Raw genomic sequence first — 25,221 nt, 5'->3', positions numbered from 1 at the left:
TGAAGATTATATAACACAAGCCTATCGGCTATAAATGCCGCCCGAAACCCCTTATAATCCAACCTTTCCCCATTCTTCCTGCCTCCCAATGTCCGAACTCTTCGCGCCCTCCTCCATTTCCGTATCCGAACTCAACGCTCTCGCCAAAGCCTTGCTGGAAGACCATCTTGCCGGCTTGTGGATTGCGGGCGAAGTGTCCAATCTGACCCGTGCCGCCAGCGGGCATTATTATTTCTCGCTCAAAGACAGCCGCGCGCAGGTGCGTTGCGCGATGTTCAAGGGTGCGGCGGCGCGTTTGGCGAAACCTTTGAAAGAAGGCGACCATATCGAAGTGGCGGGCAAAATCAGTATTTACGAGGCGCGGGGCGAATTTCAGATTACCGTGAACGAGGTGCGGCTCAAAGGCTTGGGGCAGCTTTACGAAGCCTACGAGCGGCTGAAGGCGCAGTTGCAGGCGGAAGGCGCGTTTGCGGCGGAACGCAAGAAACCTTTGCCCGCCCGAGCGCAATGTATCGGCATCGTAACCAGTCTGGCAGCGGCGGCTTTGCGTGATGTCGTTACCACCTTGAAACGTCGCGCGCCCGAAATTCCCGTCATCGTTTATCCGACCGCCGTTCAGGGCGCGGGCAGCGAGTTTCAGATTGCCCAAGCGATTAAAACCGCATCGCAACGCGCCGAATGCGATGTGTTGATTGTCTGTCGTGGCGGCGGCAGCATTGAAGACTTGTGGGCGTTTAACGAAGAACCTGTCGTGCGCGCCATCGAAGTCTGCCCAATTCCGGTCGTCAGCGGCGTGGGACACGAAACCGATTTCACGCTCGCCGATTTCGTCGCCGACGTGCGTGCGCCCACGCCGACCGGCGCGGCGGAACTGGTCAGCCCCAACCGCCAAGAATCGTTACACCGCCTCGCCCAAGCTAAAGGTCGTCTGAAAACCGTTTTGGAACAACGCTATTTCGATGCCAGCCAAAAGCTTGACTGGCTCGCGCGGCAAATCCGCCACCCGCGCCAAAAACTCGACGAACAGCGCACCTACATCCACAAACTGGCGCAAACCCTGTCCTACTCGATGACGCAAAACGTCCGCGCCCACACCGTCCGTTTCGAACGCCAAACCCAAGCCCTGCAACATTTCCGCCCCGATATTTCCGTTTACCGGCAAGACATCGACCGCTTTCAGACGACCTTATCGCACGCCTTCCGTCAACTGCTCGTCCAACGCCGTCAAAGCCTGACCGCCCAAACCGCCCTGCTCGAAGCTGTCTCGCCGCAGCAGATTCTGGAGCGCGGCTTTTCCGTCGTCAAAAACACACGCGGACAAGTCATCCGCAACGCCAACGCGTTGAAACAAGGGCAGAAACTGCACATTATTTTTGCCGAAGGTGAAACCGACGTGCGCGTGACCAAAGAGCAGGCGCAGCGGGAATTGTTTGATTAATCGTCGGCTTGACTGAAGAAGGTCGTCTGAAAACAGAGTCGATTAAAATAGAAACTGCTCTTGCCGTCATTCTCACGCAGGCGTGAATCCGGAGATTTGGAATAATGGCGTTCCGAATCCTTCCGAAAACCAAAAATCTGAATTCCCGCCTGCGCGGGAATGATGGTTCTGATGCTTTTTCTTTGCGCTTATTATTTGAACATTTGCTTTGACAAAATTTGATCCACCTGTTTTCAGACGACCCGTCCCGCACGAATCCAGTTTTCCGATATGGCACAAATGCCGAGCCAGCAGACCGATGATGATTTTCGCGGGCTAAGCCTACGTTATACGCTGTTCTTCGGTTGTTCGGATTTGGTAAAAATACGGCAATTTACGGCTGATTGTTCCTGTTTTTAGAAAGACAGCAAAACTCATATTTCGGTAAAAAGGTCGTCTGAAAATGAACAAACCAAGCGGTATTCACACATTTTCAGACGACCTCCTGCACATTCCGGAATCATTTTCATCTCAATACGGTATAATCCCTCCATCTGCTTTGTACTGCATCATCAAACGATTATGGACAACATGCAAAACCAACCGCCAATCCCGCCGCGCAATTCTCTGCGTCGGAACAGTATTTACCTGCTGCCCAACTCCTTTACCATCGCCGCGTTGTTCTGCGCCTTTTTCGCCATCACCCAATCCATGCACGGGCGTTATGAGACGGCAGCGATTGCAGTATTCCTCTCCATGCTGCTCGACGGCATGGACGGTCGCGTGGCACGGCTGACCAACAGCCAAAGCGCGTTCGGCGAACAGCTCGACAGCCTTGCCGACATGGTCAGTTTCGGCGTTGCGCCCGCCTTGATTGCCTATAAATGGCAGCTTTGGCAGTTTGGCAAAATCGGTTATTCCGTCGCCTTCATCTACTGCGCCTGCGCCGCCCTGCGCCTCGCCCTCTTCAATACGCTTATCGGCAAAGTCGATAAACGCTGGTTCATCGGCGTTCCCAGTCCGACCGCCGCCGCGTTGATTGTCGGCCTGATTTGGGTCAACCACAGCATCGAACGCTTCCCCGGCGTGCATTGGTGGGCTTTGGGCATCACGCTTTTCGCCGGTATTTCCATGATTGTCCAAATCCCGTTTTGGAGCTTCAAAGAAATCAACATCCGCCGCCAAGTCCCGTTTATGGGCATGGTGCTTGCCGTGTTGGTATTGCTGCTCATCAACTGGAAACCTTCGCTTGTACTTTTCCTGTTTTTCCTGGGTTACAGCCTCTCCGGCTACATCATGGCAGTATGGCGTTGGTTGAAAAAACGCCGTAAAACCAAAAAGGTCGTCTGAAAAATGTGGACTTGGGACATCATCTTCTCCCTGCTCGCCGTCGGAAGCGCGGCGGGCTTTATTGCAGGATTGTTCGGCGTAGGCGGCGGCACATTGATTGTCCCCGTCGTCTTGTGGACGTTGCAACTGCAAGGCATCAGCAGCCACCCCTACGCCCAACATCTCGCCATCGGCACATCCTTCGCCGTGATGGTGTTCACGACCTTCTCCAGCATGTACGCCCAGCATAAAAAAAGCGCCATCGACTGGCAGACCGTCCGCCGTATGACCCCCTCCATGATATTCGGCGTACTGATTGGCGCAGTAACCGCCAAATACATGCCTACCCGCTCCCTGCAAATCTTCTTTATCGTATTCCTGACCCTTATCGCCCTCAAAACCCTGACCGACTCCAAACCGAAAGCCTCGCGCCACCTGCCCGGCCTACCCGGCCTAAGTGCTGTCGGCACATTGTTCGGCGCAGCTTCGAGCTGGGTCGGCATCGGCGGCGGCTCACTGTCCGTCCCCTTCCTGATGTATTGCAACTTCCCCGCCCACCGCGCCATCGGCACATCCTCCGGCCTCGCCTGGCCGATTGCGCTTGCAGGCACAATCGGTTATCTCGTTACCGGCTGGAACGTTCCCGACCTGCCCCACGGTTCCGGCGGCTTCCTCTATCTGCCTGCCGTCGCCATCCTCAGCATCGCCACCATGATTTTTGCTCCGCTCGGCGTCAAAACCGCGCACAAACTCCCCGCCCGCCAGCTCAAAATCTCCTTCGGCATCATGCTGCTGCTGATTGCCATAAAAATGGCTTGGAACCTTGTCCGTTGAATTTTTCCAAAAGCTGCCATCATTAAAAGGTCGTCTGAAAACGGGCATGGCGGGTTACGCCGAAACCATCCACATTTTTTCAGACGACCTTTCACCTTAGCCCTGTTTCAACACCCCAAATTCTTTTAAAATACCGCCTGATTTGAATTTAACCGAAAGACCGAACTTCATGAACCTACATCAAACCGTCGAACGCGAAGCCGCTGCCGCCTTTGCCGCCGCAGGCATCGCCGACAGCCCCGTTGTCTTGCAGCCGACCAAAAACGCCGAACACGGCGATTTTCAAATCAACGGCGTGATGGGCGCGGCGAAAAAAGCCAAACAAAATCCGCGCGAATTGGCGCAAAAGGTCGCCGAAGCATTGGCGGAAAACGCCGTGATTGAAAGCGCAGAAGTGGCCGGTCCCGGCTTCATCAACCTGCGCCTGCGCCCCGAATTTCTCGCCCAAAACATTCATGCGGCTTTAAACGACGCGCGTTTCGGCATAGCGGAAACCGACAAACCGCAAACCGTCGTTATCGACTATTCCTCGCCCAATCTAGCAAAAGAGATGCACGTCGGCCATCTGCGTTCCAGCATCATCGGCGACAGCATTTCGCGCGTGTTGGAATTTATGGGCAACACCGTCGTCCGCCAAAACCACGTCGGCGACTGGGGTACGCAGTTCGGCATGTTGGTCGCTTATTTGGTTGAGCAGCAAAAAGACAATGCCGCGTTCGAGCTGGCGGACTTGGAGCAGTTTTACCGCGCCGCCAAAGTGCGCTTTGACGAAGACCCTGCCTTTGCCGACACCGCGCGCGAATACGTTGTGAAGCTGCAAGGCGGCGATGAAACCGTGTTGGCTTTGTGGAAACAGTTTGTCGATATTTCGCTCTCGCACGCCCAAGCCGTTTACGACACGCTGGGCTTGAAACTGCGCCCTGAGGACGTGGCGGGCGAATCGAAATACAACGACGATTTGCAGCCCGTGGTCGATGACTTGGTTCAAAAAGGTCTGGCGGTTGAGGACGACGGCGCGAAAGTCGTGTTCTTGGATGAGTTTAAAAATAAAGAAGGCGAACCCGCCGCATTTATCGTGCAAAAACAAGGCGGCGGCTTCCTCTACGCCTCCACCGATTTGGCATGCCTGCGCTACCGCATAGGTCGTCTGAAAGCCGACCGCCTGCTGTACGTCGTCGACCACCGCCAAGCCCTGCACTTCGAACAACTTTTCACCACTTCCCGCAAGGCAGGCTATCTGCCGGAAGATGCAAAAGCCGAGTTTATCGGCTTCGGCACCATGATGGGCAAAGACGGCAAACCGTTCAAAACGCGCAGCGGCGACACCGTGAAGCTGGTTGACCTGCTGACCGAAGCCGTTGAGCGCGCCACTGCTTTGGTGAAAGAAAAAAATCCCGAATTGGGCGCGGACGAAGCGGCGAAAATCGGCAAAACCGTCGGCATCGGCGCGGTCAAATACGCCGATTTGAGCAAAAACCGCACCAGCGATTATGTGTTCGACTGGGACTCCATGCTCTCGTTTGAAGGCAACACCGCCCCCTACCTGCAATACGCCTACACCCGCGTGCAAAGCGTGTTCCGCAAAGCAGGCGAATGGGACGCAACCGCGCCAACCATTTTGACCGAACCGCTGGAAAAACAGCTTGCTGCCGAGCTGCTGAAATTCGAAGACGTATTGCAAAGCGTGGCAGACACGGCATATCCGCACTACCTTGCCGCCTACCTCTACCAAACCGCCACCCTGTTCAGCCGCTTCTACGAAGCCTGCCCGATACTCAAAGCCGAAGGTGAAACCCGCAACAACCGCCTGCAACTGGCAAAGCTCACCGGCGACACGCTGAAACAAGGCTTGGATTTACTGGGCATTGATGTGTTGGATGTGATGTAAGTCATTCCCCATAGACAAAGGTCGTCTGAAAAGTTTTCAGACGACCTTTGTCTATGTAATGAATGATGGTGATTCTATAGTGGATTAACTTTAAATCAGGACAAGGCGACGAAGTGGATTAACTTTAAATCAGGACAAGGCGACGAAGCCGCAGACAGTACAGATAGTACGGTAAGGCGAGGCAACGCCGTACTGGTTTAAAGTTAATCCACTATAAAAAATAGGATAACCCTCTGCCGCCATCTCCATCTATGTGTGGACAGCCGCGGTTAACCGTTTTCTATTTCGGCATTACGTTGAGATTAATCCCCCAGCGCCGCCACCATCACCGCTTTAATCGTGTGCATCCGGTTTTCCGCCTGGTCGAACACGATGCTGGCGGGGCTTTCGAATACTTCCTCCGTTACTTCCACGCCGTTTAAACCGAAGGTTTCGTAAATCCATTCGCCGACTTTGGTTTCGCGGTTGTGGAAGGCGGGCAGGCAGTGCATGAATTTGACCTGAGGGTTGCCCGATGCCGCCATCAGTTTGGGGGTAACGCGGTAATCTTTCAATAAATCAATACGCTCCTGCCATGCCTCTTTCGGCTCGCCCATGCTGACCCACACGTCGGTATGGATGAAATCGACGCCTTTGACGGCTTCTTCCGCGTTTTCGGTGAGCAAAATCTTTCCGCCGGTTTCTTCGGCGACGGCGCGTGCGCGGGCAACGATATTTTCAGACGGCCACAAGGTTTTCGGTGCGCCGATGCGCACGTCCATACCGAGCTTCGCGCCCAACACCAGCAGCGAATTTGCCATGTTGTAACGTGCATCGCCGACGTAGGCAAACGCGGTTTGGTTCAAGGGTTTGCCGCTGTGTTCGCGCATGGTCAGCGCGTCGGCGAGCATTTGGGTGGGGTGGAACTCGTTGGTCAGACCGTTGAACACGGGCACGCCGGCGTATTTCGCCAATTCTTCGACCACGTCCTGCCCGAAGCCGCGATATTCGATGCCGTCGTACATCCTGCCCAACACGCGGGCGGTGTCTTTGATGCTTTCCTTATGCCCGATTTGGCTGGCGGACGGCTCCAGATAAGTCACCCCCGCCCCTTGGTCGCGCGCGGCGACTTCAAACGCGCAGCGGGTGCGGGTCGATGTTTTTTCAAAAATCAGGGCGATGTTCTTCCCTTTCATCCGCTGCACTTCGCGCCCTGCCTTTTTGGCGGCTTTCAACTCGGCGGCAAGGTCGAGGTAGGCGGTGATTTCTTCGGACGTAAAGTCTAAAAGTTTCAGGAAATGGCGGTTTTTCAGGTTCATATTCGTATTTCTCCTTTCCGGCAGGTCGGGCATTGATGCCCGATATTGTTTTGTATGCGGATTTTGTCAGGCATCATTGCCGACCGTTTTTCAGAGTGCGAAGCCTGCTCCGAAATCAAAACAAGGTCGTCTGAACTTCGCCGCGTTCCAAAGCAAGCAGCGACTGTTTACGGTTCAGACCGCCTGCGTAGCCGGTCAGCTTGCCGTCGCTGCCGATGACGCGGTGGCAGGGAATCAGGATAGAAACCTTGTTCTGCCCGTTGGCGGCGGCAACGGCACGGACGGCTTTGGGATTGCCCAAACGCTGCGCCTGCTCCTTGTAGCTGCGCGTTTCGCCGTAAGGAATCGCCAAGAGCGCATCCCATGCCTGCTTTTGAAATTCGGTACCGATCTGCTCCAAAGGCGTAGCAAAGGTTTTCAGACGACCCTTGAAGTATAAGTCCAATTCCTGCCGCAGAAGTTGCGTTTGCTCATCTTCCCGAAACACAAACCGTCCGTGCAAGGCTTTTTGGACGGCGGTAATTTCCTGCTCCATATGTTTCTGCCCGACAAACTCCAGCAAACACAAGCCCTTACCGCCGAACACCGCCAGCATCTCGCCCAAAGGCGTGGCAATGGCGGCAGCGGTCAGTTCGTTCAAGCTGTCGGGATAAATCGCTTCCAACAGACAGATGGCGCGGCGGATACGGACATATTCTTCGGGCGCGCAGCCGATACGGTCGATAAAATCCTGCTCGAACTGTTTGGCCTCGTGTTCCGTCAGATTGGGATACGGCATGACTTCACACTCAAAAACTTGGGTTTCGAGCCAATGGCGGATTTCATCCCATTTTGACGGCAGGTTGTTTAAGGAAGGCAGGGTAATCATTCGTTTGCTCCGTATCTCTATCATGGATTTGACGGCAAAATCCCCAATTTTCACCATTCCCGAACGCCGGCGCAGGAACGGGCTATGACGTAAATCTTGTGGGTCAGGTTGCGGCGATTCCTAAATATTCGATATTTCTAAAGCCTCAGGGAAAGGAATTAAAGATTTCAGACGACCTGCAAAGGGTCGTCTGAAACCACGGATTTTTACATTTGCGCATTTCGGCACATCATCCAACCGTTTCGGCACATTCCTGCCGCCATTGACAGCCTATAATGAATCCACTTATTCATCAAGCAAAGGAATCATCTATGCAAACCCGCATCCTCTCCGCCGTACTGATGGCTTTTTCAACCGCTGCCTTTGCCGAGGGCGCATTCACGCTGCAATTCGACAACCCGTCCAAAGACGGCGGCTTCACGCAAAACCAGCTTTTGAGCGCGCCTTACGGCTTCGGCTGTTCGGGCGGCAATGCTTCGCCCGCGCTGTCGTGGAAAAATCCGCCCGCAGGGACAAAAAGTTTCGTCCTGACCGTTTACGATAAAGACGCGCCGACCGGTCTGGGCTGGATGCACTGGGTGGTCGCCGACATCCCCGCCGATGTCCGCCGCCTGCCCGCAGGCATTACCGCGCAAGGCGGCAGGCTGCCCAAAGGCGCGCTGCAAACCCGCACAGACTTCGGCACTCCGGGCTACGGCGGCGCATGTCCCCCCGAAGGCAGGAAACACCGCTACGAATTCACACTCACCGCGCTGAAAGTCGCCAAGCTGCCGAACATCACCGCCGAATCCACACCCGCGCTGGTCGGTTTCTTTACTAGGGCAAACAGCTTGGGCGAAGCGAAATTCACGGTCGAACACCAACGCTGACCTGCCCCGTGCGCCGATATGCCGCCGGCTCCGCTTCCGATCAGACCGCCGACGGTACGCAACCGAACCGCTCTTTGAAGCGCGCGCTGAAACGGGACGGGCAGTCATAGCCGACCGCGCCGGCAATCTGCGCCACCGGCCATTGCGTAACCTGCAACAGCGTCAGCGCGCGCATCATGCGTACATCCGTCAGCAGCGTACGGAAATTCGTGTCCTGCCGCGCCAACCGCCGCCGCAACGCAGCCTCGCTGCAATTAAGCCGCTGCGCCAGCATCGCCGACGACCAGTCCGCAGCCATATCGGCGGTAATCAGTTTGCGGATTTGCCGCATCAGGTTGAAGCCTTCGTACACGGCAAAACCGATGCCGTCATGCTGCAACCACGCCAACACGCCGCAAAGCGCGGCCTCCGCCGCATTGTGCGGCACTTCTTCATCCGCCAGTACCGCAGCCGCATAATCAAACGCCGCGTTCATCCGCCCGGGGTGCGGCAGCTTCACCGCATCGCACACTGCCTGCGCCGTCCCGTATTGTGCGGCAAACCTTTCTATGGCTTCCTGTTCGAAAGCAATCCATTGCGCCTGATAGAGGTCGTCTGAATCAGGAATATTGATGACGTCAAACGTCTGCCCGCCTGCCAACGCAACAACCTCACCCGCCGCAATCCTCAATTCGCGCCCCGCCCACCGCAGCTTCTTGCATCCGCGCCGCACGATAACCATGGTCGGTTCATGTACCGCCACGCTGCGGTACAAGGCGGTATGATGTTGCACGATGCCGCCTAAAGCACCCAATCGTTCACGCGTATGAAAGTAATTTGACGGCACGGTTATATTCCTCAATGTTTCAACACACAGGGCTGCACATAAGGCGCAGCCCTGTTTACCCTGATTTGGAAGGGGTTACTTCCCAAAAAATAAACAAAATTCTACTGCCCTGAGGGGCCGGGTTTCAACCATATTCCGTCGGCGTGCCTGCAACTTGGCTCCCTCCCCTGTGGGGGAGGGTTGGGGAGAGGGTAAAACGGGGCAGATACAGACAATATTTCCGTTGCCGACCCAATGCCCTCTCCCTAACCCTCTCCCACGGGAGAGGGAATGGATTGCCGTTCAAATAAATCGCTCCACATAAAAATCAATGCGTTATCTCAAACTCACGTTAGGTCTAATCAAATTGTCAGACATCCATATCCGACAAGCAATCTGCTTTTCAGACGGCCTTACAAATTTAAGTTTGACGTGCGTTCGAAATAAGGCAGTTGATGCAAAGCCAAATTCCGTCGGCGTGCCTGCAACTTGGCTCCCTCCCCTGCGGGGGAGGGTCGGGGAGAGGGTAAAACGGGGCAGATACAGACAATATTTCCGTTGCCGCCCTAATACCCTCTCCCTAACCCTCTCCCACGGGAGAGGGAATGGATTGCCGTTCAAATAAATCGCTCTACATAAAAATCAATGCGTTATCTCAAACTCACGTTAGATCTAATCAAATTATCGGACATCCATATCCGATAGCCCATCTTCTTTTCAGACGGCCTTTTCAGCCAACAACCGCGCCAATATCCCCTCATACACCGCCGACAGCTTCGGAATATCGTCCAGCCGCACGTTTTCGTTGATTTGGTGGATGGTGGCATTGGACGGGCCTAATTCGATGAGTTCTTTCGCAATGGCTTTGATGAAGCGTCCGTCCGAAGTGCCGCCGGTGGTGGACAATTCGGTCTCTACGCCGCAGGTTTCGGCAATGGCTGCGCGTGCCACGTCGGTCAGTTTGCCCGCGTGGGTCAGGAAGGGCTGCCCCGAGCACGACCACTGCAAATCGTATTGCACGCCGTGTTTGTCCAAAATGGCGTGGACGCGTTGTTTCAGCCCTGCTTCGGTGGACTCGGTGGAGAAGCGGAAATTGAATTTGACGTTCAGCTCGCCCGGAATGACGTTGGTCGCGCCTGTGCCGCCGTTGATATTGGAAATTTGAAAGCTGGTCGGTGGGAAGTATTCGTTGCCTTCGTCCCAGACTTCCTGCGTCAGCTCTAACAAGGCCGGGGCAAAAGTGTGGACGGGGTTGATTGCCAAATGGGGATAGGCGATATGGCCTTGCTTGCCTTTGACGGTCAGGTTGCCCGACAGCGAGCCGCGTCGGCCGTTTTTAATCATATCGCCCAATTTGTCCACGGCGGTCGGTTCGCCGACGATGCAGTAGTCGATAAGCTCGTCGCGCGCTTTCAATACATCGACGACTTTGGTCGTACCGTCCAGCGCGTCGCCCTCTTCGTCGGAAGTAATCAGGAGCGCAATGCTGCCTTGGTGGTCGGGATGTTCGGCAACAAAGCGTTCGCAGGCGGTAACGAAGCAGGCGATGCTGGTTTTCATGTCCGCCGCGCCGCGCCCGTATAATCTTCCGTCGCGCTCGGTCGGCTCGAACGGGGGCGAATCCCATTTTTCAACAGGGCCTGTCGGCACGACGTCGGTATGCCCTGCAAAACAGACGACAGGAGCTTTCGTGCCGCGTCGCAACCAGATGTTTTTGGTGTCGCCGAAATGGAGTTCTTCAGCCGCAAAACCGATTTTGTGCAGGCGTTCGGCAAGCAGTTTTTGGCAATTTCGGTCGTCGGGGGTAACGGACGGGCGGGAAATCAACGCTTTGGCGAGTTCTAGGGATTGGGTTTCGGTCATTTTTTGGTTTTCTTGTTGATTGTGAATATTTGGAACAGGTCGTCTGAAAATCAGTTTCGGGTTTCAGACGACCTTTTTATAGCAAATTATATAGCGTCCGATGCTTGAATTCATTGCTATACGGAAATGGAGACACGGAATATTTTCTATTTTAGCCCACCACACCGCCCTACTCGTCCGCAGGCTTCTGCCCTTTGCGTTCCGCTTTTCTGGCTTCGCGTATGGCTTTGAGTTCGGCTTCTTTTTGGCGGGCTTTTTTGAGCCATGTTTCCCATTGGTTCGGCGTTTCTAGGGTGATTCTGCCGATTTTGCCTTCGCGGAAGTCGGTGAGGATGTTTTCGGCGGCTTTTTGGTAGTTGACCCGTCCGCCGCTCAAGACTGCGCCGCGTTTTTTGGCTATCCATTCGAGCCATGAATTGTCGTCCCAGTGGCTGCTGGGGTCTTTGTCGGCTTGGTAGCGTTCTTGCAACATGGGCAGGTAGTGGCGGCGGAGGTAGTCTAGGAGCTCGAGGGCGACTTCTTCTTCGTCCAGCGCATTGCGTCCGACTGCACCGCCGGCGGCAAGGTTGTAGCCGCCTTCTTCGACGATGATTTTCGGCCACAGCATTCCGGGTGTGTCGTAGAGCCAGAAGTCGTCGGCGAGGAAAAGGCGTTGTTCGGCTTTGGTGATGCCGGGTTCGTTGCCGGTTTTGGCGGATTTTTTGCCTATCATGCCGTTGATGAGTGTGGATTTGCCGACATTGGGGATGCCGCAGATGAGGACGCGCAGGGGTTTGTCTATGCCTTGGCGGTGGGGAATCATGGCGCGGCAGGCTTGGGTGATTTTGCCGTGTGCGCCGGTTTCGGAGGAATCGAGGGCGATGGCGCGGGTGTCGGGGCGGCTGTTGTAGTGTTCGAGCCAGATTTTGGTGCGCTCAGGGTCGGCAAGGTCTTGTTTATTTAGGATTTTGAGTTTGGGTTTGCCTTTGGAAAGCTGGGCAAGCAGGGGATTTTCGCTGGAGGCAGGCATTCGCGCGTCCAGCATTTCAATCACCATGTCGACGCTTTTGGCGCGCTCAGCGATGGCTTTTTTTGCTTTGTTCATGTGGCCGGGAAACCATTGGATTGCCATGTTTTGTTCTTTCTGTCTGATTTGCGGTGGGGTCGTCTGAAAAGTGGTTAGGGGGGGGGATTTTCAGACGACCTTGAGGTTTGTCCGTTTTCTGTGCAAAGGTCGTCTGAAAGCCTTCGCGGTTTTTCAGACGACCTTTTTGTTGAGGGTGCTCAAGGTTTAGAGGTTGCCGCGTTCGTAGCGGTAGTAGCCGGCTTCGTCCATACATTGTTCGAGGGATTTGGATTCGCGCCCATGTTTGGCGTCGTGTTGCGCTTGTGATTTGCAAACGTTGATTTGGCGGGAAACTTCGGATTCGCTCGCGCCGGTGCGGTGCCAACGGTAGGCGGGGATTTCTGCGGCGCAGGCGGCGAGCGTGCAGGCGAGTGCGAGGGTGAGGATGTGTTTCATGGGTTTCTCCTTTTATAGTGGATTAAATTTAAACCAGTACGGCGTTGCCTCGCCTTGCCGTACTATTTGTACTGTCTGCGGCTTCGCCGCCTTGTCCTGATTTTTGTTAATCCACTATATATCGAAAAGGTCGTCTGAAAAGGGGAATCAGCGTCCGGACAGGTTTTGCGCCTGTCTGTGACGGACCAGCAATTCGTAATGCCCTTGTAGGCGTTGGGCGAGTTTTTCGACGACATAGACGGAACGGTGCTGCCCGCCGGTACAGCCGATGGCGATGGTCACGTAGCTGCGGCTTTCTTTTTGCAGGCGCGGGAGCCAGTGGTTCATAAAGTGGTCGATGTCGTCCACCATTTCCTGCACCAAGGGCTGTTGGTCGAGATACGCTTGAATGGGAGCGTCCATGCCGGTGTAGGGGCGCAGCTCGGGATCGTAATAGGGATTGGGCAGGCTGCGCATATCAAACATGAAATCGGCGTTGTTCGGCACGCCGTATTTGAAACCGAAAGACTCAAGGATTACCAAAAGCCCCCTGCGTTCGATGTTGAGCCATTGTTGAACGGCATAACGCAGTTGCTGCGCGTTCATTTTGGATGTGTCGATGCAATAGGCAATGTCTTTGAGCGGGAATAGCCATTCGCGTTCTTTTTGCAGGCTTTCCAACAGGGTAAGGCTCAATCCGGACAGCGGATGGCCGCGCCGCGTTTCGGAAAAACGGCGCACCAGCACGCTTTCTTCTGCTTCGACAAACAATACTTCGACCTGATGCCCTTCATCGCGCAGGTATTGGATTTGCTCTTGCGCTTCCTGAATATTGATGCCGGAACGGACATCGACGCTCACGCCGAGTTTGGTTTCATCGGCACGTTCGATGTGGTGCAGCACCAGCGAGGGCAGCATTTCCAGCGGCAGGTTGTCCACGCAAAAATAGCCGAGGTCTTCGAGCTGCTTGAGGGCAACGGACTTACCCGAGCCGGACAATCCGCTAATCAGGACGATTTTCATGGTTTTGTTCGTTTTCTTTGAGTTGTGTTTGATGGCGTTCGAGGAATTCTTTGGTGCTGTCTTTGCCGCGCAACTGGAGGATGTAGTTGCGCACCGCCGCTTCAACCAATACCGCAAGGTTTCGACCGACGGCGACTGGCAGGGTGACGGAACGGACGTTCACATTGAGGATGGACTCGGTTTCCGTGCGTATGCTCAAGCGGTCAAGCTGCTTCATGTAATCGTCGTCGGCAGCGGCAAGGTTGATGATCAGTTGGAGGATTTTTTTCGGACGGATAGAAGTTTCGCCGAAAATGTGGCGAATGTTGAGTATGCCCAAACCGCGCACTTCAAGGAAATCGCGCAGCATCGGCGGGCAGCGGCCTTCGAGCGTTTCGGGGCCGGTACGGAACAGCTCGACCGCATCATCGGCAATCAGACTGTGTCCGCGCGAAATCAATTCTAACGCCAACTCGCTTTTACCCAAGCCGGAATGACCGGTAATCAACACGCCGACTTCAAATACATCGAGGAATACGCCGTGTTTGACGATGGAAGTCGCCAACGTGCGTTGCAGATAAATCCGCAACACATCCATCAAATACGGGCTTTCGAGCTTGGAAGTCAGCAGCGGGATGTCGTTTTTATGGCAGTAGTCGCGCAATTTGGGCGAAACCGCCAGACCGTTGGCAACGATGACCAGCGACATGGGAATATCAAAGAGTTCGCCGAAGTCGTAATTCAACTCGCCCGATTCGAGGCGCTTGAGATATTCGGCTTCGGCAACGCCGACGACTTGGATTTGATTGGGATGGATAAAATTCAAATGGCCGACCAACGCCAAAACGGGTTTGTCGGCCTCTACTCCGATGCGGTTGTCCGCACCCGAATTGCCTGCCGCCCAAGCAAGTTGGAGCTTGTGCTGATTATCGGAAAACAGGCGGCGGACCGATATACTGGGCATTTTTTACTCTTCTGCCAGAAGTTTGCGCACCTCCTCGGCAGAGGTTGCGGACATCAAGGCTTCACGGACGGCTTTTTGCGAGAATCTGCCCGCCAGTTTGGACAAGACTTCCAAATGCTCGCTGGTCGCATTTTCCGGCACCAGCAAAGTGAAAATCAGGGATACGGGTTTGCCGTCGGGCGCATCGAAAGCAACCGGTTCTTTCGTGCGGATAAACGCGCCGGTAGCTTTTTTCACGCAGGCATGACGGCCGTGCGGAATGGCGACGCCCTGACCCAAGCCGGTCGAACCCAGCTTTTCGCGGGCAAACAGGCAATCGAAGACATCGCCGTGAGGTAATTCTGCTTCATGTTCAAGCAGCAGGCCCGCTTCTTCAAACAAGCGTTTTTTGCTGCCGACTTCCAAGTCTAAAACGATATGGGACAAAGGCAAAATTTCGCCGATAAGGCTCATAGAAATCTCTTTTGATGTGGCAAAATGAAATGGAATTGTACCGACTGTCTGTACAAACCTCAATCCTGAACACGCAATTTACACTCAGATTGCTAACAAGAAACGCTGCTTCTTTGATATTTCTTAACCCATACACAAGGTCGTCTGAAAACGGCGGCAAGTGGTTTATTACGGGTTCGGATACCAGATATAGTGGATTAAATTTAAATCAGGACAAGGCGACGAAGCCGCAGACAGTACAGATAGTACGGAACCGATTCACTTGGTGCTTCAGCACCTTAGAGAATCGTTCTCTTTGAGCTAAGGCGAGGCAACGCCGTACTGGTTTAAAGTTAATCCACTATAAAACCCAGCGCCATCATCAATCCGCCCTTCCCTAAAAACACAAAACGTCGTCTGAAACCCTTTTCAGACGACGTGTTATCCATTCTATTGCCTTACAATCGTGTAGCAGCCACAGTCCACAAATAATGCCCCGACAGACCCAAGAAACAGAGCAGACCAATATGGTTGTTATCCAAAAACACTTTAAAACAAGTCTGGCGGTCGCGGGTTTTGATGGCATGGTATTGACCGATTTGCAGCCACGCTACCGCAGGCAGCATGATCCAATACGGCCATGTCGCACCGATTTTCACGCCCAACACCGCTATCAGCGCGGTAAACCAAAAATGACAGAGCATGGAAGCGGAAATATCGTGATCGCCGAACGTGATTGCCGAAGTTTTGATCCCGATTTTCAAATCGTCTTCCTTGTCCGCCATCGCATAAATCGTGTCGTAGGCAAGCGTCCATAAAGCATTGGCGGTAAACATCAGCCACGCCGTAGAAGGCACGCCGCTGCGGACGGCGGCAAACGCCATCGGAATCCCGAAAGAAAACGCCAGCCCTAAATAAAACTGCGGCAGCGGGAAAAAACGCTTGGTAAAAGGATAAGTCATCGCCAGAAACAGCGCGGGAACGCTCATTACCCAAGTCAACAGGTTCAGCGGTGTCATGCAGAGGGCGGCGAGCAGACAAAGAATGATCGTCAGCAGAATCGCTTCGGTTTTAGAAACCAGCCCGCGGGCAAAGGGGCGGTTTTTCGTGCGCTCGACCGAGCCGTCAAAATTGCGGTCGGCAAAGTCATTGATCACGCAGCCTGCGCTGCGCATAAAGAATGTACCGGCGGTAAATGCCCAAAAAATATCCGCTTGCGGAATGCCTTCCGAAGCAACCCATAACGCCCAATAGGTCGGCCAAAGCAGCAACAACGTGCCAATGGGCTTGTCGATGCGCATCAGCTTGCCGTATACCAAAATGCGGGCAACGGCGTGGCGGTTGAGAAAATGTAGGAGAAAACGTCTTATCTTCATGTAGGTAATTTAAATTCTATGGCAAACCCGGACAAACCTCGCATCCCTTTTCAGACTTTGCCGTTACCTTATTAAAATTTTTGTAACTGTTTCAACGGAAACTTGCCTATTATAAGCTAATTTTCAAGAATGATGATTAAATTTAAACATTTATGACAAAAATTAAACAGGGTGCTATTTGGAAGTCTGGGAATGATTCTAGAAAATACAATACAAACATCTAAAATAAAATACTCAAAAACCAATAAGAAATCACTTTAAAAGCACCACTCTTCTACCACATACCCAACTTACCTAAATCATCCATTTAATACGAAAAAATCCTTCTTTATTACAAAACAAATAATCGGTTTTCCCAAAAACAAGGTCGTCTGAAAATGTGCCACAATTTTCAGACGACCTATTCCTATTGTACTGCAAGCAGCAGCGGTTAACACGTTTAAAACGACTCATCCGCCCGCAGATAACGCCATTTTCCGGGCGGCAGTTTGCCCAGTTTGACTTTACCCATCCGAATCCGCTTCAGCCCGACGACACGCAAACCGACAAGTTCGCACATACGGCGGATTTGCCGCTTTTTGCCTTGTTTCAACACGAAACGCAACTGGTCTTCGTTTTGCCATTCTACTTTGGCGGGGCGCAGTTTCTCGCCGTCCAAACTCAATCCGTGGTTAAGCAGGGCAAGCCCTTTTTCGTCCAATTTGCCGCGCACGCGCACCAAATATTCTTTTTCACTGCCGCTGTTTTCGCCGATAAGCTGCTTGGCGATGCGCCCGTCCTGCGTCAACACCAGCAATCCGACGGAATCGATGTCCAGCCGTCCGGCGGGCGCCAAGCCGAATTTGTGTTTTTCGCTGAACGGAATGCGGCTGTCGTCGCCTTCCCAACGGTTGTCCGCAGTAATCAGCTCGGCAGCGGATTTGTAGCCTTTTTCCGCCTGCGCGCTGACGTAGCCGACGGGCTTGTTGAGCAGGATGGTAACGCGCTCTGCCTGTCTTTCATGCGCCTGCCGGTTGAGGTCGATGCGGTCGCGTTCGGTTACTTTCTGACCGAGTACGGCGGTTTGCCCGTTGACCTTGACCCAGCCTTGCTCGATGTAGCTGTCTGCCTCGCGGCGCGAGCATAAGCCTAATTGCGCCATACGCTTGGAAAGACGCATGGTTTCTTCGGATGTATTGTCCATAATATGTCTGAATTTAAAAGAGAAAACGGATTATATCACTGCAATAGGAAAGGTCGTCTGAAAAGAAATCAAGAGACTCTTTCAGACGACCTTATCTTTTCAAGACTAGATCAGGCTTAAGAATATTGTTTTAAGAGTTCGCGGAACTGCACGCCGGTTTCCGGATGTTTCAAGCCGTAGGCAACGGTAGCTTCGAGATAACCCAGTTTGCTGCCGCAGTCGTAGCGTTTGCCGTCGAAGGCATGTGCGAGAACGAACTCGTGATCCAACAGGCGGGCAATGCCGTCGGTCAGTTGGATTTCGTTGCCTGCACCGCGCGGCAGGTTTTCCAGAAGGCTGAAAATGCGAGGAGTCAGGATATAACGGCCGACAACGGCAAGATTGGACGGTGCTTCTTCAGGTTTCGGTTTCTCTACAATATTGGTAATCCGTTGAAAGCTGTTTAATTTTTCCACTTCTACAATGCCGTAAGAGCCGGTTTGTGACGGATCAACGGTTTCCACGCCCAAAACGCTGTTACCGCTTTGATTATAAATATCAACCATTTGCTTCAGTGCGCCTTTGGGTGCATCAATCAGGTCGTCGGCGAGAATAACGGCAAAGGGTTCGTCGCCCACTGCGGCACGGGCGCACAATACGGCGTGTCCTAAACCCAAAGCCTCGGCTTGACGAATGTAAAGGCAGGTAATGTTAGAAGGCAGAATGTCTTTGACGTGTTCCAGCAGCTTATCTTTTTGACGCATTTCCAGCTCGGTTTCCAGCTCGTAGGCTTTGTCGAAATGGTCTTCGATGCTGCGTTTGTTGCGGCCTGTAATGAACACCATTTCTGTGCAACCGGCTTCTACTGCTTCTTCTACCGCGTATTGAATCAACGGCTTATCGACGATAGGCAGCATTTCTTTCGGACTGGCTTTGGTGGCAGGCAGAAAGCGCGTACCCATACCGGCTACGGGGAAAACGGCTTTTTTAATCGGTCTCATAAACTTTCCTCTTACTTTATATTTCAAAGTACCAGCTATCCGGGCGCACAATAATTCGTCGGCTTCATTCCCAGACCACATTGTCAAAAAAAATGATTTTGTAATAATCATCAATGTGTTAATTTTATCATGACACAATTTCACTGTAACAACTCCAACAGTAAAGCACAGCAAAATCCTGTGTCCGTATTTTCACTTTATGCCCTTCCGACCGGCACAATAATACCGGTAACGTTCTGCCAACCCATACAATATCAGTGCAGTTAATCCCCAAATATCGTAATGCAAATACGGCAAAACAGGCGTAGCGATCATATTGCCTTCATAGATGAAGCTGCGGCTGCCATAGTTGTCCATATCTAATGCAAAATCCAATGGCAAGTAGAAGATTTCAGCCACTTCACCACTATTGACGCAAGTTGGCGGATTTTCCGGACAGAGTGCCAAAACCGGATGCACTTCATAACCGGACGGCGTGTAATAAGGCGGCAACAGTGGAAAAACCTGCCAAAAATGCGGTGTAATTCCTGTCTCCTCTTCAGTTTCACGCAATGCCGTCACGATAAAGTCTTTATCCCCTTCGTCTGACCTGCCGCCGGCAAAAGCAATCTGCCCGGTATGGTGTCGCAGGGTATCGGCGCGACGCGTCAGCACAATTTGCCACTGCCCTTCCCGCCGAACGATAGCCAGCAAAACGGCGGCTGTTTTACCTTTCTGCCGGACAAAACGGTTTCGTTCCTCTTGCGCTATGCTGGCATAACGAAATGCCTGCCCGAAAAAATCCACAAGATCGGTCTGCCTCATCTCCATATACAGACTCCGAAAACAATGATTGATAGGTCGTCTGAAAAAAGAATATTACATTAGGTTTACGGTTGCTTAAAGCTCACGAATCTACAAAGACAAGCGCTTGTGATAAAGTATCGGCTGTTTTCACGACGGATTATCTGCGCTTCAGTCCGTTTTTTTTGAATAAAGGCTTATCATGTTTTTGTCTCCGTCCCATATCCGCACACTGACAGCCGCCGTCATGCTGCTTTTTTCTACCCAAACCATCGCCGCCAAACAAGAATCTGTACCAGAAGTCAAAATCCAATCCCAAACCATTCAGAAAAAAAACCGCCGTACGCCTGAAGCAAGGCTCGCCGAACAAGAACGCTTGATTGCTGCAAACGATCGCGCTTGGAAAGTTTTCACGCTTTTAGGCGGCGAGATGGCTTTGCAAAAAGGGGATGCCGGTATGGCCTTGGGCACCTATATGCATATGCTCGACCGCACAAAATCACCCGACGTAGCAGAACGCGCATTGGAAATGGCGGTTTCACTCAATGCATTTGAACAGGCCGAATTGATTTATCAAAAATGGCGGGAAATCGAACCTGTTCCGGGTGCAGCACAAAAACGCATGACCTGGCTGCGCGACCTTCTGCTCGGAAAAAACGACAAACACCTCAGCGGCTTGGATGAAGTCCTTGCAGGCGCTACTGAAGAACAAAACCGCCGTATTTTCCTGCTTCTCGCCCAAACCGCCGTCCAGCAGCCTGATTTGGCAGAAAAGGCCTCGGCACAAGTTCATAAAGAAACACTCAAATACCCTGAAATGCCTGAAGCGGCGATTGCAGATGCCATTTACAGCGCATACGACGGCAAGAAAAAAAATGCCATTGCCGCCCTGCAAAGACTTGCCAAACTGGATTCTGAAATCCTGCCCCCGACCATGCTCACCTTGCGCCTGATGGCGCAACGCAGTCCGGAAATCCTCAACGGATTCTTCGAACAAACCGACACGCGCAAACTGTCATCCGTATGGCAGGAGCTTGAAATCACCAACCTGGTTGCCAACCACCGTCCCGACAAGGCATACAGTCGTCTGAAAACGTTACTGGAAGACAACCCCTCGCCCGATTTGTTTATACAGGCTGCGATACTATCCTCCAGCCGTAAAGATGACTTATCCGTTGTCAACCATTACCTCGAAAAAGCCTACCAATCCGGCACAAGCCAACAACAAAGCCGTGCCGCCCTGATCGGCGCCATGACTTATGCCGATGCCAAAGATTACGTCAAGGCCAAACAATGGCTCGGCAAAATCAATTCTGCGGATTACATTTTCGACAAAACCGTTCTCGGCGCCTCGCTCGAAGCCGAACAAGGCAACGGCAAAGCCGCGTGGGAATTGGTACAACGTGCGCTCAAACTGCCCGAGCAGCAAGGACGCTTTTTCGGTGCGCGCGAATTGCAACGTGTTTCCCTGTTCGCCATCGCCAAACATGACAACCCAAAAAAAGCACTATCAGAGTTGAATACACTCATGGTAAAAGCTTCCAAACAGCCTGATGCCAACCAATTGCTGCCCGACATTCTCTATCAACGCTCCATGGTTTACGACAAAATTGGAGAGCGCGACAAAGCCATTGCCGACCTTCGCCGCCAGTTGGAAATATCCCCCGACAGCACCAGCGGCATGAACGCACTAGGCTACATCATGCTTTCTTCCCCGAAATATGATTTAAACGAAGCATTCAAACTGATTCAGACCGCGTATCAGGTTGAGCCGGAAAATCCCGCCGTCAACGACAGTCTCGGTTGGGCATATTATCTGAAAGGTGATGCCGAAACCGCCCTGCCCTACCTGCAATACGCCTTCGAGCAATATCCCGACGCCGAAGTCGCCTCGCATTTGGGCGAAGTCTTGTGGAAGCTCGGCAAGCAAGAAGATGCCAAAGCCGTTTGGACCGAAGGTTTGAAACAAGAAGGCGACATCGGTTTATTGAAAAAAACCATGCGCAGATTCAACATCCCCGTTCCCCCGCGCAAAAAACACCCTTCCGCTAAAACAAAATAAAAACAGGTCGTCTGAAAACTTTTCAGACGACCCTTCCCCTGCACAGGATTTATCATGAAACAGACCAACATATTATCTGCAGCCGCCCTAACCCTCCTCATCACCGCCTGCGCCCGCCCCGATCTCCCGCAGCAAAATGGTTGGCAACCGGCTGAAACAGTCAACGATTTTTCTGCCGAAGGACGAATTGCCGTCAAACTTGAAGGCAAAGGCTCTTACGCCAACTTCGATTGGACATACCAAAACCAAGTCCAAACCATCAACATCAACACCCCAATCGGCAGCACCGTAGGGCAGTTGTGTCAAGACAATCAAGGCGTATTGGCTGTCGATAACAAAGGCCGTACATATGAAGCCTCCACGGCACAAGAACTTAGCAACCGCCTATTGGGATTCGAACTCCCCATTCAATACCTACACATTTGGGCAAGCGGAAAACGTGTAGCCAGCGCACCATACCAACTGCTCCCGGACAGCCGCCTGCAACAATTCGACTGGACAATTTCCCGCACACTCAACAGCAACGGCAAACCCAAAACCCTCCTATTGGAAAGCCCGAAACTCACTCTGCGCTTGGCATTTGACAATCTCGACGATCATCCCGAGGGCGACACCCAAACCCAATGTGCCGCCAGAAAATAACTATCTTGCCAGACAACCGTAAACAAAATGATTCCAAACGAAGCACAAGCCTTCCCGGCTCCTGCCAAACTCAACCTAGATCTCAGAATCACCGGAAAACGCGCAGATGGCTACCACAACCTAGAAAGCATTTTCTGCCTGATTGACTTATGCGATACCGTTTATCTGAAACCACGCTCAGACGACCTTATCATACTTCACACACCGACAGGCGATATTCCACCGGAACAAGACCTGGCATACCGTGCCGCATCTTTACTGCAAAAACACACTAACTCAAAATTAGGTGTTGAAATTTGGTTGGATAAAAAAATCCCGACAGGAGCCGGCTTGGGAGGGGGCAGCTCAGATGCAGCAACCATACTCACCGTATTGAACCATTGGTGGGAATGCGGATTATCCCGCCAACAGTTAATTGATTTAGGTGCGACCCTGGGGGCAGATATTCCCTTCTTCATTTTTGGCAAAAATGCCTTTGCCAAAGGCATAGGCGAGCAATTATCCCCTATTGACATACCGAAGCAATGGTATGTCGTCATCAAACCCAAGGCCCATGTTTCCACTCCCAAAATTTTCTCGCATGAAAACTTGACACGAAATTCCAAACCAAGCATAATGCCGACTTTCCATTCTTTGCAGCCGTTTAGAAATGATATGCAGGCTGTTGTTTTTGAGGAATATCCTAAAGTTTGGAAAGCTTATTGTGAATTATCCAAATATGGTTCTGCATTAATGACAGGATCTGGAGCGTGTATATTTCTCTCTACGGATAGCCAGCAAGAAGCAAACAATATATACCAACAAGTTTCACAATCATATGAAGCATATTGTGTTGAAGGTTTAGACGTTCATCCTTTGTTTCAAATGATTTGATAAAGTTGGGGAGTCGTCAAGCGGTTAAGACACTGGATTTTGATTCCAGCATGCGAAGGTTCGAATCCTTCCTCCCCAGCCAAATCCCTTTGTTGGGGAGTCGTCAAGCGGTTAAGACACTGGATTTTGATTCCAGCATGCGAAGGTTCGAATCCTTCCTCCCCAGCCAGCACCCTTTATTGGGGAGTCGTCAAGCGGTTAAGACACTGGATTTTGATTCCAGCATGCGAAGGTTCGAATCCTTCCTCCCCAGCCAAATAAGAGCGTGTAAGTTTCCTTACACGCTCTTTTATGTTGAAAATCAATGATAACGCTGAAAAACTTTGTTTTATAGTGATAAATTTGGATTGAAATGAGGCGCGATAGCGATGTCACGCCACAAATTTAATTCACTATGCCGGTCATTATGCGTATAATAACGCCCATAATGTCTTAGACATAAAGCAGAGGGAAGCATGACGTTTTCTGAGCGGAAGTTAAACATAAAATCAGGTGAAGATATGGCTGCATACGACAGTTTGATGGTATTTACCGGTAATGCAAATCCGGAATTGGCACAACGTGTTGTCAAACACTTGGATATTTCATTGGGCGAGGCCACAGTATCCAAATTCTCAGACGGCGAAATTGCCGTTGAATTGATGGAAAATGTACGCGGTCGTGACGTTTTCATTCTGCAGCCTACTTGCGCTCCTACTAACGACAACCTGATGGAAATCCTGACAATGGCAGATGCGCTGAAGCGCGCCTCAGCCGGTCGTATTACCGCAGCAATTCCTTATTTCGGCTATGCACGGCAAGATCGCCGTCCGCGTTCCGTGCGCGTTCCGATTTCCGCCAAACTGGTGGCGAATATGTTGTATTCGGCAGGTATCGACCGCGTTTTGACCGTTGATCTGCATGCCGACCAAATTCAGGGTTTCTTTGATATCCCTGTCGACAACATCTATGCCACTCCTATTCTGTTGAATGACATCAAACAGCAGCGGATTGAAAACCTGACCGTAGTCAGCCCGGACATCGGTGGCGTAGTCCGTGCCCGTGCTGTGGCCAAATCATTAAATGCCGATTTGGCGATTATCGACAAACGCCGCCCGAAAGCCAATGTAGCGGAAGTTATGAACATTATCGGCGACATCCAAGGCCGTACTTGCCTGATTGTCGATGACATGATTGATACTGCAAATACGCTGTGTAAAGCCGCCGTCGCTTTGAAAGAGCGTGGCGCGGAGCGAGTCTTGGCTTATGCCAGCCATGCCGTATTCTCAGGAGAGGCAGTCAGCCGTATTGCCTCGTCTGAAATTGACCAAGTTGTTGTTACCGACACTATCCCTCTGTCTGAAGCGGCCAAACAATGCGACCGTATCCGTCAAGTGACGATTGCCGGCCTTTTGGCTGAAACGGTCCGCCGCATCAGCAATGAAGAATCCGTCTCATATCTTTTCAATGAAGAAGTGATGACAGGCAGCATGTTGCTGCCATAACCCCGAAGCCGTCTTAAGCTGGTCGCGGCCGATGACGGTAGTTTTATTTAATTTGGAGTATTTAACATGACTTATGAAATTCAAGCCTCTGTTCGTGAAGCACAAGGCACTGGTGCGAGCCGCCGCCTGCGTCGCGAAGGCCAAATCCCCGGCATTTTGTACGGTGAAGGTCAAGAGCCCATTGCAATTGCTGTGGATCACAAAACCGTATTTTACGCATTGGAAAAAGAATCTTTCCACACTGCACTGATCAAACTGTCCCTGAACGGTGAAACCAAAGACGTTATCGTCCGCGATTTCCAAATGCACCCGTTCCGTCGCGAAGTTCAACATATCGACTTCCAAGCTGTTAAAGCCGACCAACCTGTACGCATCCGCGTTCCTCTGCACATTGTTAACGCTGAAAGCTCTCAAGCCGTTAAACTGCAAGGCGGTCGCGTATCTTTGTTGAACACTACTGTTGAAGTGGTTGCTTTGCCTGCCAACATCCCTGCTTACTTGGATCTGGACTGCGCTAAAGTCGTTGCCGGCGACATCCTTCACCTGTCTGACATTCAACTGCCTGAAGGTGTAGAAAGCGTTTCTCTAAAACGTAACGAAAACCTGGCGGTTGCTACCGTTACCGGTAAAAAACGCTAATTCCTTATGTGGAAATAAAAACCGCACCGAATGGTGCGGTTTTTATATTATTATTAAAATAATCTATTTAAAAAATATATTTTATAAATAGTCTTCAGACTTGATTTGAATCAAAGCTCCAAATTGAGTTTCATTTATAATCGCCGACAT

At 52.1% G+C, this 25,221-nt stretch carries 22 protein-coding genes, 3 tRNA genes and 2 pseudogenes; 14 read left to right on the top strand and 13 right to left on the bottom strand.

Annotated elements, in window-relative coordinates; translation table 11 throughout:
- Nucleotides 1–88: 88 nt before the first annotated feature.
- The 5 genes and pseudogenes from xseA to J7445_RS12410 form a co-directional block, all read left to right on the top strand.
- A complete protein-coding gene (gene xseA / locus J7445_RS02280; RefSeq protein WP_209283116.1) occupies nucleotides 89–1,438 on the top strand; it encodes an exodeoxyribonuclease VII large subunit in 1,350 nt (449 codons plus the stop codon).
- A gap of 561 nt (nucleotides 1,439–1,999) precedes the next feature.
- Nucleotides 2,000–2,767, top strand: a complete 768-nt coding sequence (pssA, locus tag J7445_RS02275) for a CDP-diacylglycerol--serine O-phosphatidyltransferase (protein ID WP_101809640.1) — start codon at nucleotides 2,000–2,002, stop codon at nucleotides 2,765–2,767.
- A 3-nt stretch (nucleotides 2,768–2,770) separates the two neighbouring features.
- On the top strand, nucleotides 2,771–3,580 hold the full coding sequence (locus tag J7445_RS02270; protein ID WP_209283115.1) for a sulfite exporter TauE/SafE family protein: 810 nt from the start codon (nucleotides 2,771–2,773) through the stop codon (nucleotides 3,578–3,580).
- A 169-nt stretch (nucleotides 3,581–3,749) separates the two neighbouring features.
- A complete protein-coding gene (gene argS, locus J7445_RS02265; protein WP_070656014.1) occupies nucleotides 3,750–5,468 on the top strand; it encodes an arginine--tRNA ligase in 1,719 nt (572 codons plus the stop codon).
- A gap of 106 nt (nucleotides 5,469–5,574) precedes the next feature.
- Nucleotides 5,575–5,640, top strand: a pseudogene (locus tag J7445_RS12410) (transposase); the annotation flags it as partial.
- Nucleotides 5,641–5,770: 130 nt separating this feature from the next.
- Here the strand turns inward: J7445_RS12410 and J7445_RS02260 are convergent.
- Entirely contained in the window at nucleotides 5,771–6,766 is a 996-nt protein-coding gene (locus J7445_RS02260; protein ID WP_070656012.1) for an ornithine carbamoyltransferase, read from the bottom strand.
- 115 nt (nucleotides 6,767–6,881) lie between these two features.
- Nucleotides 6,882–7,691 (bottom strand): methylated-DNA--[protein]-cysteine S-methyltransferase, encoded by an 810-nt coding sequence (locus tag J7445_RS02255; RefSeq protein WP_083310427.1) that lies wholly within the window; start codon nucleotides 7,689–7,691, stop codon nucleotides 6,882–6,884.
- 254 nt (nucleotides 7,692–7,945) lie between these two features.
- Here J7445_RS02255 and J7445_RS02250 point away from each other — a divergent pair, with 254 nt between their 5' ends.
- Nucleotides 7,946–8,503 carry a YbhB/YbcL family Raf kinase inhibitor-like protein gene (locus J7445_RS02250; protein ID WP_045074312.1) on the top strand — a complete coding sequence of 186 codons (558 nt, stop codon included), beginning with the start codon at nucleotides 7,946–7,948 and terminating at the stop codon, nucleotides 8,501–8,503.
- On the opposite strand, the pseudogene J7445_RS02245 reads toward J7445_RS02250, so the two are convergent.
- The 11 genes and pseudogenes from J7445_RS02245 to J7445_RS02195 form a co-directional block, all read right to left on the bottom strand.
- Nucleotides 8,481–9,296: pseudogene (locus tag J7445_RS02245) on the bottom strand (helix-turn-helix transcriptional regulator). The gene J7445_RS02250 and the pseudogene J7445_RS02245 sit on opposite strands and share 23 nt — an antisense overlap.
- 729 nt (nucleotides 9,297–10,025) lie before the next feature.
- The gene (gene dapE / locus J7445_RS02240; RefSeq protein ID WP_070656007.1) at nucleotides 10,026–11,171 is read right to left on the bottom strand and encodes a succinyl-diaminopimelate desuccinylase; all 1,146 of its coding nucleotides are present in this window, start codon (nucleotides 11,169–11,171) and stop codon (nucleotides 10,026–10,028) included.
- Nucleotides 11,172–11,340: 169 nt separating this feature from the next.
- Complete coding sequence (gene ylqF, locus J7445_RS02235) at nucleotides 11,341–12,282, bottom strand: ribosome biogenesis GTPase YlqF (protein WP_049225888.1); 942 nt, start codon at nucleotides 12,280–12,282, stop codon at nucleotides 11,341–11,343.
- 159 nt (nucleotides 12,283–12,441) lie between these two features.
- Nucleotides 12,442–12,672, bottom strand: a complete 231-nt coding sequence (locus J7445_RS02230) for a protocatechuate 3,4-dioxygenase (protein WP_070656005.1) — start codon at nucleotides 12,670–12,672, stop codon at nucleotides 12,442–12,444.
- A gap of 147 nt (nucleotides 12,673–12,819) precedes the next feature.
- Nucleotides 12,820–13,674: an RNase adapter RapZ gene (rapZ, locus tag J7445_RS02225; RefSeq protein ID WP_070656003.1), complete on the bottom strand. Its 855-nt coding sequence runs from the start codon at nucleotides 13,672–13,674 to the stop codon at nucleotides 12,820–12,822.
- Nucleotides 13,655–14,617, bottom strand: coding sequence for an HPr(Ser) kinase/phosphatase (hprK, locus tag J7445_RS02220; protein WP_003743927.1), 963 nt, complete (start codon nucleotides 14,615–14,617; stop codon nucleotides 13,655–13,657). Before hprK ends, rapZ begins: the two co-directional genes overlap by 20 nt.
- A gap of 3 nt (nucleotides 14,618–14,620) precedes the next feature.
- Nucleotides 14,621–15,070: a PTS IIA-like nitrogen regulatory protein PtsN gene (gene ptsN / locus J7445_RS02215; RefSeq protein WP_070656001.1), complete on the bottom strand. Its 450-nt coding sequence runs from the start codon at nucleotides 15,068–15,070 to the stop codon at nucleotides 14,621–14,623.
- 437 nt (nucleotides 15,071–15,507) lie between these two features.
- Entirely contained in the window at nucleotides 15,508–16,425 is a 918-nt protein-coding gene (gene ubiA, locus J7445_RS02210) for a 4-hydroxybenzoate octaprenyltransferase (protein WP_070655999.1), read from the bottom strand.
- A 439-nt stretch (nucleotides 16,426–16,864) separates the two neighbouring features.
- Nucleotides 16,865–17,608, bottom strand: a complete 744-nt coding sequence (locus J7445_RS02205; RefSeq protein WP_070491300.1) for a pseudouridine synthase — start codon at nucleotides 17,606–17,608, stop codon at nucleotides 16,865–16,867.
- A gap of 116 nt (nucleotides 17,609–17,724) precedes the next feature.
- Nucleotides 17,725–18,588: a UTP--glucose-1-phosphate uridylyltransferase GalU gene (gene galU, locus J7445_RS02200; protein WP_070491298.1), complete on the bottom strand. Its 864-nt coding sequence runs from the start codon at nucleotides 18,586–18,588 to the stop codon at nucleotides 17,725–17,727.
- A 192-nt stretch (nucleotides 18,589–18,780) separates the two neighbouring features.
- Nucleotides 18,781–19,398, bottom strand: a complete 618-nt coding sequence (locus tag J7445_RS02195) for a CoA pyrophosphatase (protein WP_209283114.1) — start codon at nucleotides 19,396–19,398, stop codon at nucleotides 18,781–18,783.
- Nucleotides 19,399–19,573: 175 nt separating this feature from the next.
- Here J7445_RS02195 and J7445_RS02190 point away from each other — a divergent pair, with 175 nt between their 5' ends.
- The 8 genes from J7445_RS02190 (at nucleotide 19,574) to J7445_RS02155 (ending at nucleotide 25,071) form a co-directional block, all read left to right on the top strand.
- Complete coding sequence (locus tag J7445_RS02190) at nucleotides 19,574–21,433, top strand: tetratricopeptide repeat protein (RefSeq protein ID WP_070655997.1); 1,860 nt, start codon at nucleotides 19,574–19,576, stop codon at nucleotides 21,431–21,433.
- A gap of 54 nt (nucleotides 21,434–21,487) precedes the next feature.
- Complete coding sequence (gene lolB, locus J7445_RS02185; RefSeq protein WP_070655995.1) at nucleotides 21,488–22,075, top strand: lipoprotein insertase outer membrane protein LolB; 588 nt, start codon at nucleotides 21,488–21,490, stop codon at nucleotides 22,073–22,075.
- Nucleotides 22,076–22,102: 27 nt separating this feature from the next.
- Nucleotides 22,103–22,948, top strand: a complete 846-nt coding sequence (gene ispE, locus J7445_RS02180) for a 4-(cytidine 5'-diphospho)-2-C-methyl-D-erythritol kinase (protein WP_070655993.1) — start codon at nucleotides 22,103–22,105, stop codon at nucleotides 22,946–22,948.
- 6 nt (nucleotides 22,949–22,954) lie between these two features.
- Nucleotides 22,955–23,030, top strand: a tRNA-Gln gene (locus J7445_RS02175).
- An 11-nt stretch (nucleotides 23,031–23,041) separates the two neighbouring features.
- Nucleotides 23,042–23,117 (top strand) — tRNA-Gln (locus J7445_RS02170).
- A gap of 11 nt (nucleotides 23,118–23,128) precedes the next feature.
- Nucleotides 23,129–23,204 (top strand) — tRNA-Gln (locus tag J7445_RS02165).
- Between the two features lie 244 nt (nucleotides 23,205–23,448).
- Entirely contained in the window at nucleotides 23,449–24,432 is a 984-nt protein-coding gene (locus J7445_RS02160; protein WP_016687469.1) for a ribose-phosphate pyrophosphokinase, read from the top strand.
- Nucleotides 24,433–24,498: 66 nt separating this feature from the next.
- Nucleotides 24,499–25,071, top strand: coding sequence for a 50S ribosomal protein L25/general stress protein Ctc (locus J7445_RS02155; RefSeq protein ID WP_070655991.1), 573 nt, complete (start codon nucleotides 24,499–24,501; stop codon nucleotides 25,069–25,071).
- Nucleotides 25,072–25,221: the final 150 nt, after the last annotated feature.

Origin of the sequence: Neisseria sicca (assembly GCF_017753665.1) — a bacterium.
GTDB lineage: Bacteria > Pseudomonadota > Gammaproteobacteria > Burkholderiales > Neisseriaceae > Neisseria > Neisseria flava.
Note: the sequence above shows the minus strand (reverse complement) of the source record. Positions and strands in the feature narration are given on the sequence as shown.